This is a genomic window from Streptomyces sp. NPDC058741, from assembly GCF_042746715.1.
Taxonomy (GTDB): Bacteria; Actinomycetota; Actinomycetes; order Streptomycetales; family Streptomycetaceae; genus Streptomyces.
This window is the reverse complement of record NZ_JBHYQH010000074.1, coordinates 9,112-17,121: the sequence shown is the minus strand read 5'-3', so window position 1 is coordinate 17,121 and position 8,010 is coordinate 9,112. Positions and strand designations below refer to the sequence as shown.

The following is an 8,010-nucleotide window of genomic DNA, read 5'->3' as shown; positions in this document are numbered from 1 at the left end:
GCCGCTCCGCGTCCTCACCGAAGACGACCTCCCGCAACTCCCCACCGACCTGCGCGCACACCGCGTCGAAGGCCTCCGCGAACACCGGGAACGCCTCGTACAACTCACGCCCCATCCCCGGCCGCTGCGCACCCTGACCCGAGAACAGGAACGCCGTCCTGCCGCCCCGTCGGGCGGTCCTGACGATGACGTCCGGTGATGTGACGTTCCCGGCGAGGGACTTGAGTCCGGCGGTGAGGGTGGCGCGGTCGGTTCCCAGGACGACGGCGCGTTGCTCGAAGAGGGAGCGTCGGGTGGCGAGGGTGTGGGCGACGGCCCGCTCGTCGAGGCCGGGGTGGGTGCCGAGGTGGGCCAGCAGGGCGGTGGCCTGGGCGCCGAGGGCGTCGGTGGTGCGTGCGGAGAGGATCCAGGGGATCACCTGGGGCAGAGGTTCCCCGGGGGTGTCCGCGGACTCCGGTTCGGCCGCCGGGGCTTCCTCCAGGATGACGTGGGCGTTGGTGCCGGAGACCCCGAACGCGGACACTCCGGCGCGCCGGGGTCGTTCGGCGCGGGGCCAGGCGACGGGCTCGGTGAGGAGGCGTACGGTGCCCTCGCTCCAGTCGACCTTGGTGGTGGGGGCGTCCACGTGCAGGGTGCGGGGGAGGCGGGAGTGGCGCAGGGCCATGACCATCTTGATGACGCCGCCGACGCCCGCGGCGGCCTGGGTGTGGCCGATGTTCGACTTGAGGGAGCCCAGCCACAGCGGGTGGTCGTCGGCGCGGTCCTGGCCGTAGGTGGCGAGGAGGGCCTGGGCCTCGATGGGGTCGCCGAGGGTGGTGCCGGTGCCGTGGGCCTCGACGGCGTCGATGTCCTGGGGGGAGAGGCCGGCGGAGGCGACTGCCTGCCGGATGACACGCTGCTGGGACGGGCCGTTGGGGGCGGTGAGGCCGCTGCTCGCGCCGTCCTGGTTGACGGCCGAGCCGCGGATGACGGCGAGGACCGGGTGACCGTTGCGGCGGGCGTCGGAGAGGCGTTCGAGCAGCAGGACGCCCGCGCCCTCGCCCCAGCCGGTGCCGTCCGAGGCGTCGGCGAAGGACTTGCAGCGGCCGTCGGGGGCGAGGCCGCGCTGGCGGCTGAACTCCAGGAAGGTGACCGGTGTCGACATGAAGGCGACACCACCCGCGAGGGCCAGGTCGCACTCTCCCTGGCGGAGCGACTGCACGGCGAGGTGGAGGGCGACGAGGGAGGAGGAGCAGGCGGTGTCGACGGTCAGGGCGGGGCCCTCGAAGCCGAAGGTGTAGGAGACGCGCCCGGAGGCGATGCTCGCGGCGCTGCCGTTGCCCAGGTAGCCCTCGACGCCGGGGGGCGGCTCCGGGAAGCGGGTGGCGTAGTCGTTGTACATGACTCCGGCGAACACGCCGGTGGCGCTGCCGCGCAGGTCGGCGGGGCGCAGTCCGGCACGTTCCAGGGACTCCCAGACGATCTCCAGCAGGAGGCGCTGCTGGGGGTCGGTGGCCAGGGCCTCGCGGGGTGACATGCCGAAGAAGGCCGGGTCGAAGTCGGCGGCGTCGTGGAGGAAGCCGCCCTCGCGGGTGTAGCAGGTGCCGGGGGTGGCCGGGTCGGGGTCGTAGAGGGTGTCGAGGTCCCAGCCGCGGTCGCCGGGGAACGGGGAGATGCCGTCGGTGCCGGTGTCGACCAGGTGCCACAGGTCCTCGGGGGTGCGGACCCCGCCGGGGTAGCGGCAGCTCATGGAGACGACGGCGATCGGTTCGGTGGCCCTGCCCTCGACCTGGCGCAGCCGGGCACGGGTGCGCTGGAGGTCGCTGGAGACACGGTTCAGGAAGTCGCGCAGCCTGTCCTCGCTCATGGTCGGTCTCCCTTCGGCAGCGGGCACGCCGGCCCGCCGGTGGGCACGGGGGCATCGGGCGGGCCCCGGCGCCCTGTGGGCGCCGGGGTCGGTGAGGGGCGGGCGTGCCACCCGATGCCCTCGTGGGGGGACAGGCCATGACGCTCCCGGTGCCGGGCCTGTCCCCCGAGCCCATTGTGGGAAGGGTCGGGCCGGTGATCGGGGTGTCGGTGGGGTGCTCTAAGAGAACTTCTAGCGTTGCCGGGCGGGAGGACGGCCTTCGCGAGCGGATGGTGCCGGAGGAGGCCGGACGTTCACAGGCCGCGGGTGGTGTCGAGGGCGCCGTCGGGGAGCCGGGGCAGCAGGCCGAGAGCGGCGGAGCGGTCGAGCAGGGTGCGCACGGCGTGCAGGCCGTCCTCGCCGAGGTCGGCCGTGAACTCGTTGACGTACAGGTCGATGTGCTGGTCGATGACGTCCGGTTCCATCTCCTGGGCGTGCCGCAGGACGTACGCGCGGGAGGCGTCGGGGTCGTGCCGGGCGGCTCGTACGGAGGCACGGGTGGCGTCGGCGAGGGTGCGCAGCACGGGTTCGCCCAGGGAGCGCCGGGCGACGATGGCGCCGAGCGGGATGGGCAGGCCGGTGTGCTTCTCCCATTCCTCGCCCAGGTCGGCCGCGCGGTGCAGGCCGTAGCGGCCGTAGGTGAAGCGGGCCTCGTGGATGACGAGTCCGGCGTCCACGACGCCGTCGCGGACGGCGGGCATGATCTCGTGGAACGGCAGGACGACGATCTCACCCACGCCGCCGGGTACGGCGTCGGCCGCCCACAGCCGGAACAGCAGGTAGGCGGTGGAGCTGGTGCTCGGCACGGCGACGCGGGCGCCGGCGAGGCCGGCGGGCTCCTTCGGTTCCGCGACCAGGACGAGGGGCCCGCACCCGTGTCCGAGGGCGCCGCCGCAGGGCAGCAGCGCGTACGCGTCGAGGATGTGCGGCAGCACTCCGTAGGAGACCTTCAGGACGTCGAGTTCCCCGCGCCGGGCCCGGCCGTTGGTGACGTCGATGTCGGCGAGGGTGAGCCGTACCTCTGGTGCTCCGGGGAGGAGGCCTTCGGTCCAGGCGTGGAAGACGAACGTGTCGTTCGGGCAGGACGAGTGCGCGAGGGTCAGTGGTGCCGGCATGGCGTCCCCTTCGTCGGTGAGTGGTGGGCTCGTCGGTGTGCGGTGGGCTCGTCGGTGAGTGGTGGGGTGCCCTCAGCAAAGCCGTTGCGGGTATGGGATTTTCCCCAGACTGCCCTCCGCGAGGATGGGGGAGCCCCACCCGACGCGGCGTCGGTGCCCACCGGACGGGATCGGGGCCCGCGGCCGCCGGATCATTGGCCGGCCCCGCGGGCCCGACGCCGGTGCGACGGAGTGTCCGTGTGGCGCGGTCCCGGCCGCGCGTCCGCCCGTCTCCGGGCGCGACCGCCGGGACCGTGATCAGCCGGGGCGCCGGGTCGTACCGGGCTCGCCGGCGTGGCATCCAGCGCCCCGTGCGCAGACCCACTACGCGTGCCGCCAGGCACTGAACGAGGAGGTTCCCGGCCATGGACGCTGGGCTCAAGCGCGAGCTGGAGGAGAAGGTCCTCTCCGGTGAGCGGCTGTCCCGCGAGGACGGCATCGCCCTGTACGAGTCGGACGACCTGGCGTGGCTGGGCGGTCTGGCGCACGAGGTGCGCACCCGTAAGAACGGCGACGTGGTGCATTTCAACGTGAACCGTCACCTGAACATGACGAACGTGTGCACGGCGTCCTGCGCCTACTGCTCCTTCCAGCGCAAGCCGGGTGAGCAGGACGCGTACACGATGCGCATCGAGGAGGCCGTCCGCCTGGCGAAGGCGATGGAGAACGAGCACCTCTCGGAGCTGCACATCGTCAACGGGCTGCACCCCAACCTGCCGTGGCGCTACTACCCGCGGTCGCTGCGCGAGCTGAAGGCCGCGCTGCCGGACGTCTCGCTGAAGGCGTTCACGGCCACCGAGATCCACCACTTCGAGACCATCTCGGGCCTGTCCGCCTCCGAGATCCTCGACGAGCTGATCGACGCGGGCCTGGAGTCGCTGACCGGTGGCGGTGCGGAGATCTTCGACTGGGAGGTACGGCAGCACATCGTCGACCACCGCACCCACTGGGAGGACTGGTCCCGCATCCACCGCCTGGCGCACGAGAAGGGGCTCAAGACCCCGTGCACCATGCTGTACGGGCACATCGAGGAGCCCCGCCACCGCGTGGACCACGTGCTGCGGCTGCGTGAACTGCAGGACGAGACCGGCGGCTTCCGGGTCTTCATCCCGCTGCGCTACCAGCACGACTTCGTGGACATGAAGGACGGCAAGGTCCGCAACCGCCTCCAGGCGCGGACGCAGATGGCGACCGGCGCGGAGGCGCTCAAGACCTTCGCGGTCTCGCGGCTGCTCTTCGACAACGTCCCGCACGTCAAGGTGTTCTGGGTGATGCACGGCGTGCAGACCGCGCAGCTCGCCCTCCAGCACGGCGCGGACGACATGGACGGGTCGGTCGTCGAGTACAAGATCACACACGACGCGGACAACTACGGCACGCCGGACAAGCTGACCCGCGAGGACCTCCTCGACCTCATCCGGGACGCCGGCTTCCGGCCGGTGGAGCGCAACACGCGGTACGAGATCATCCGCGAGTACGACGGCCCCGACCCGGCGCGCCGGGAGTCCCCCCAGCCGATGCGGGTGTGACCCCGTCCGGCCTTCGCGGCCGGGCCCCGAGTGAACCGGCGCGCACGGCTCAGCTCCGTGCGCGCGCCAAGACGACACTGCCAGGCAGGTGTTTATGTCCCCGCAGACGACGAACGACGAGGAACTGGAAGTCTGGATCGACCAGGACCTGTGCACCGGTGACGGGATCTGTGCCCAGTACGCGCCCGAGGTGTTCGAGCTGGACATCGACGGGCTCGCCTACGTCAAGAGCGACGAGGACGAGCTGCTCCAGTCGCCGGGCTCGACGACCCGCATCCCCCTGGACCTGCTCACCGACGTGGTCGACTCGGCCAAGGAGTGCCCCGGCGAGTGCATCCACGTGCGCCGGGTCTCCGACCAGGTCGAGGTGTACGGTCCCGCGGCCGACGACTGATCCGGCCCCGCTCCCCCGGCCACCGGGCGTACCGCCACGCCGCCCGGTGGCCGGGCCCGGGCAGCACATCGACACTTCGGAAGGACGCGTACATCCCATGAGGTCCCCCACCCCCGACAACCTGTGGATCCGCAGGTTCCGGCCCTCCCCCGAGGCCCCGGAGCGGCTGGTGTGCTTCCCGCACGCCGGTGGTTCGGCCAGTTTCTACGTGCCGGTCGCCGACGCCCTCAGCCCGGGCGTCGACGTCGCGGCGATCCAGTACCCCGGGCGTCAGGACCGGCGGCACGAGCCGGGACCCGCGTCGGTGGCCGAACTGGCCGACCGGGTAGCCGAGGCCCTCACCGGGTGGGACGACCGTCCGCTGACGTTCTTCGGTCACAGCATGGGCTCGCTGGTGGCGTTCGAGGTGGCGCGCCGCATGGAACGCGCCGGGTCGGGTCCGGTGCGGCTGTTCGCCTCCGGGCGGCGCGCGCCGTCCCGCACCCGGGACGAGCGGGTGCACACCCTGGACGACGACGGGGTGATCGCCGAACTGCGGGCGCTCGCCGGCACGGACGCACAGGTCCTCCAGGACGAGGAGCTGCTGCGCATGGTGCTGCCCGCGATCCGCAGCGACTACCGGGCGGTGGAGACCTACCGCTGCGAGCCCGGGGCGGTGGTGCGCTGCCCCGTGACCGTCCTGACGGGTGACGCCGACCCCAGGACGTCGCTCGACGAGGCGCGGGCCTGGAGCGAGCACACCCTGTCCGGATCGGAGGTGCGGGTCTTCTCCGGCGGCCACTTCTTCCTCTCGGAACGGCCCGCCGAGGTGGTCGCCGTCCTGCACGAGCACTTCGCCGCGCCGGCCCGCCGGGGCTGACCGGCGCCCGCCCTTCCCCTCGACCCGTTCAGGGAGTTGTGCACCATGACCGAGCAACCCGCCCCCGAGACAGTGCGACCGGCGCAGGTGCCGCGGCGCCGTCCTCGGGTGGGACACATCCAGTTCCTCAACTGCCTGCCGCTGTTCTGGGGGCTGGCCCGTACCGGCTCCCTCCTCGACATGGACCTGCGCGCCGACACGCCGGACGGCCTCAACGAGGCGCTCGCGGCGGGCGAGCTCGACATGGGGCCGATCAGCCTGCTCGAGTTCCTGCGCCACGCCGACGACCTGGTCGCGCTGCCGGACATCGCGGTCGGCAGCGACGGCGACGTGATGTCCTGCCTCCTCGTCAGCCAGGTGCCACTGGAGGACCTGGACGGACAGCCCGTCGCCCTGGGGTCGACCAGCCGCACGTCGGTGCGGCTGGCGCAGCTGCTGCTGGCCGAGCGCGTCGGCGTGCGCCCCGAGTACTCCGTGTGCCCGCCTGATCTGCGCACCATGATGTCCGAGGCGAGGGCCGCGGTGGTCATCGGTGACGCGGCACTGCGCGCGGCGCTGTACGAGGCGCCCCGGATGGGTCTCCAGGTGCACGACCTGGGGCGGATGTGGAAGGACTGGACGGGTCTGCCGTTCGTGTTCGCCGTGTTCGCCGCGCGTCGCGACTTCCTGGCCCGCGAGCCGGAACTGGTGCGGCAGGTGCACGCCGATCTGCTCGCCTCCCGTGACCTGTCGCTCGCGGAGGTGACCAAGGTCTGTGAACAGGCGTCCCGGTGGGAGGAGTTCGACGCGGCGACGCTGGAGCGCTACTACACCACGGCCCTCGACTTCACCCTCGGCGCCGCTCAGCTCGCCGGAATCGCCGAGTTCGCGCGCCGAGTGGGCGGTGGCGCCGAGGGGTTCCCGCGCGACGTCGCCGTCCGGCTGCTCGAACCCTCCGCCCTCTGATCCGAACCACGCCCCCGGAAAGGCCCGGCCACCATGTCTCGACCCTCGCACCATCCACTCCAGTCCGTCCTCGACCGTGCCGCCGCCGGTGGACGGATCACCCCCGAGGAGGCCCTCGACCTCTACCGGGACGCCCCGCTGCACGCGCTGGGCGCCGCCGCCGACGCGGTGCGCAGGCGGAAGTACGCCGGGACCGAGCAGATCGCGACGTACATCATCGAGCGGAACATCAACTACACGAACGTGTGCGTCACGGCGTGCCGGTTCTGCGCCTTCTACGCCGCCCCGAAGGACACCGACAAGGGCTGGACGCGCGACCTGGACGACATCCTGCGCCGCTGCGCCGAGACCGTCGAGCTGGGCGGCACGCAGATCATGTTCCAGGGCGGCCACCACCCGGACTACGGCGTCGAGTACTACGAGAAGCACTTCGCCGCCATCAAGAAGGAGTTCCCGCAGCTGGTCATCCACTCGCTGGGGGCGTCCGAGGTCGAGCACATGGCGCGGATCTCCGGGGTGAGCGTGGAGGAGGCCATCACCCGCATCCACAAGGCGGGCCTGGACTCCTTCGCCGGTGCCGGCGCCGAGCTCCTCCCGGAGCGGCCGCGCAAGGCCATCGCCCCGCTGAAGGAGTCCGGCGAGCGCTGGCTGGAGATCATGGAGACCGCGCACCGGCTGGGTGTGGAGTCCACCTCCACCATGCTGATGGGCACCGGTGAGACCAACGCCGAGCGGATCGAGCACCTGCGGATGATCCGCGACGTGCAGGACCGCACGGGCGGCTTCCGCGCGTTCATCCCGTACACCTACCAGCCGGAGAACAACCACCTGAAGGGCCGCACGCAGGCGACCCTCTTCGAGTACCTGCGGATGATCGCGATCGCCCGCCTGTTCCTCGACAACGTGATGCACATCCAGGGCTCCTGGCTGACCACCGGCAAGGACGTCGGGCAGCTCACCCTGCACTACGGCGCGGACGACCTCGGCTCGATCATGCTGGAGGAGAACGTCGTCTCCTCCGCCGGCGCCCGGCACCGCTCCAACCTGGTCGAGCTGCTCACCCTGATCCGGGCGTCGGGCCGCGTCCCCGCCCAGCGTTCGACGACGTACGAGCACCTCGTCGTGCACGACGACCCGGCGAACGACCCGGTCGACGAGCGGATCGTCTCGCACGTGTCCTCCACGGCCATCGCGGGCGGCACCGCCCACCCGGAGCTGAAGCTGATCGCCACCACCTGAGCTCC

Annotated in this window: 6 protein-coding genes and 1 pseudogene; 5 read left to right on the top strand and 2 right to left on the bottom strand. The window is 71.9% G+C overall.

Annotated features, from left to right (window positions below; translation table 11 throughout):
- Both ACFW6P_RS31265 and ACFW6P_RS31260 read right to left on the bottom strand, forming a co-directional pair.
- Positions 1-1,846 (bottom strand): annotated as a pseudogene (locus ACFW6P_RS31265) (type I polyketide synthase); the annotation flags it as partial.
- 293 nt (positions 1,847-2,139) lie between these two features.
- Positions 2,140-3,000, bottom strand: a complete 861-nt coding sequence (locus ACFW6P_RS31260; protein ID WP_386359600.1) for a 1,4-dihydroxy-6-naphthoate synthase — start codon at positions 2,998-3,000, stop codon at positions 2,140-2,142.
- Positions 3,001-3,404: 404 nt separating this feature from the next.
- Here ACFW6P_RS31260 and mqnE point away from each other — a divergent pair, with 404 nt between their 5' ends.
- The 5 genes from mqnE to mqnC all read left to right on the top strand — a co-directional run bounded on the left by mqnE (position 3,405) and on the right by mqnC (position 8,005).
- A complete protein-coding gene (gene mqnE / locus ACFW6P_RS31255) occupies positions 3,405-4,568 on the top strand; it encodes an aminofutalosine synthase MqnE (RefSeq protein ID WP_386359599.1) in 1,164 nt (387 codons plus the stop codon).
- A gap of 94 nt (positions 4,569-4,662) precedes the next feature.
- A complete protein-coding gene (locus ACFW6P_RS31250; protein WP_386359598.1) occupies positions 4,663-4,962 on the top strand; it encodes a ferredoxin in 300 nt (99 codons plus the stop codon).
- Positions 4,963-5,059: 97 nt separating this feature from the next.
- Entirely contained in the window at positions 5,060-5,821 is a 762-nt protein-coding gene (locus tag ACFW6P_RS31245; protein WP_386359597.1) for a thioesterase II family protein, read from the top strand.
- A gap of 45 nt (positions 5,822-5,866) precedes the next feature.
- A complete protein-coding gene (locus tag ACFW6P_RS31240; RefSeq protein ID WP_386359596.1) occupies positions 5,867-6,766 on the top strand; it encodes a menaquinone biosynthetic enzyme MqnA/MqnD family protein in 900 nt (299 codons plus the stop codon).
- Between the two features lie 33 nt (positions 6,767-6,799).
- Positions 6,800-8,005 (top strand): cyclic dehypoxanthinyl futalosine synthase, encoded by a 1,206-nt coding sequence (mqnC, locus tag ACFW6P_RS31235; RefSeq protein ID WP_386425647.1) that lies wholly within the window; start codon positions 6,800-6,802, stop codon positions 8,003-8,005.
- Positions 8,006-8,010 lie beyond the last annotated feature (5 nt).

Excerpts from the sequence above, each read along its gene's own strand:
- ACFW6P_RS31250 (WP_386359598.1), top strand. The coding sequence starts at position 4,663 with ATGTCCCCGCAGACGACGAACGACGAGGAACTGGAAGTCTGGATCGAC.
- mqnE (WP_386359599.1), top strand. The coding sequence starts at position 3,405 with ATGGACGCTGGGCTCAAGCGCGAGCTGGAGGAGAAGGTCCTCTCCGGT.
- ACFW6P_RS31245 (WP_386359597.1), top strand. The coding sequence starts at position 5,060 with ATGAGGTCCCCCACCCCCGACAACCTGTGGATCCGCAGGTTCCGGCCC.
- ACFW6P_RS31260 (WP_386359600.1), bottom strand. The coding sequence starts at position 3,000 with ATGCCGGCACCACTGACCCTCGCGCACTCGTCCTGCCCGAACGACACG.
- ACFW6P_RS31240 (WP_386359596.1), top strand. The coding sequence starts at position 5,867 with ATGACCGAGCAACCCGCCCCCGAGACAGTGCGACCGGCGCAGGTGCCG.
- mqnC (WP_386425647.1), top strand. The coding sequence starts at position 6,800 with ATGTCTCGACCCTCGCACCATCCACTCCAGTCCGTCCTCGACCGTGCC.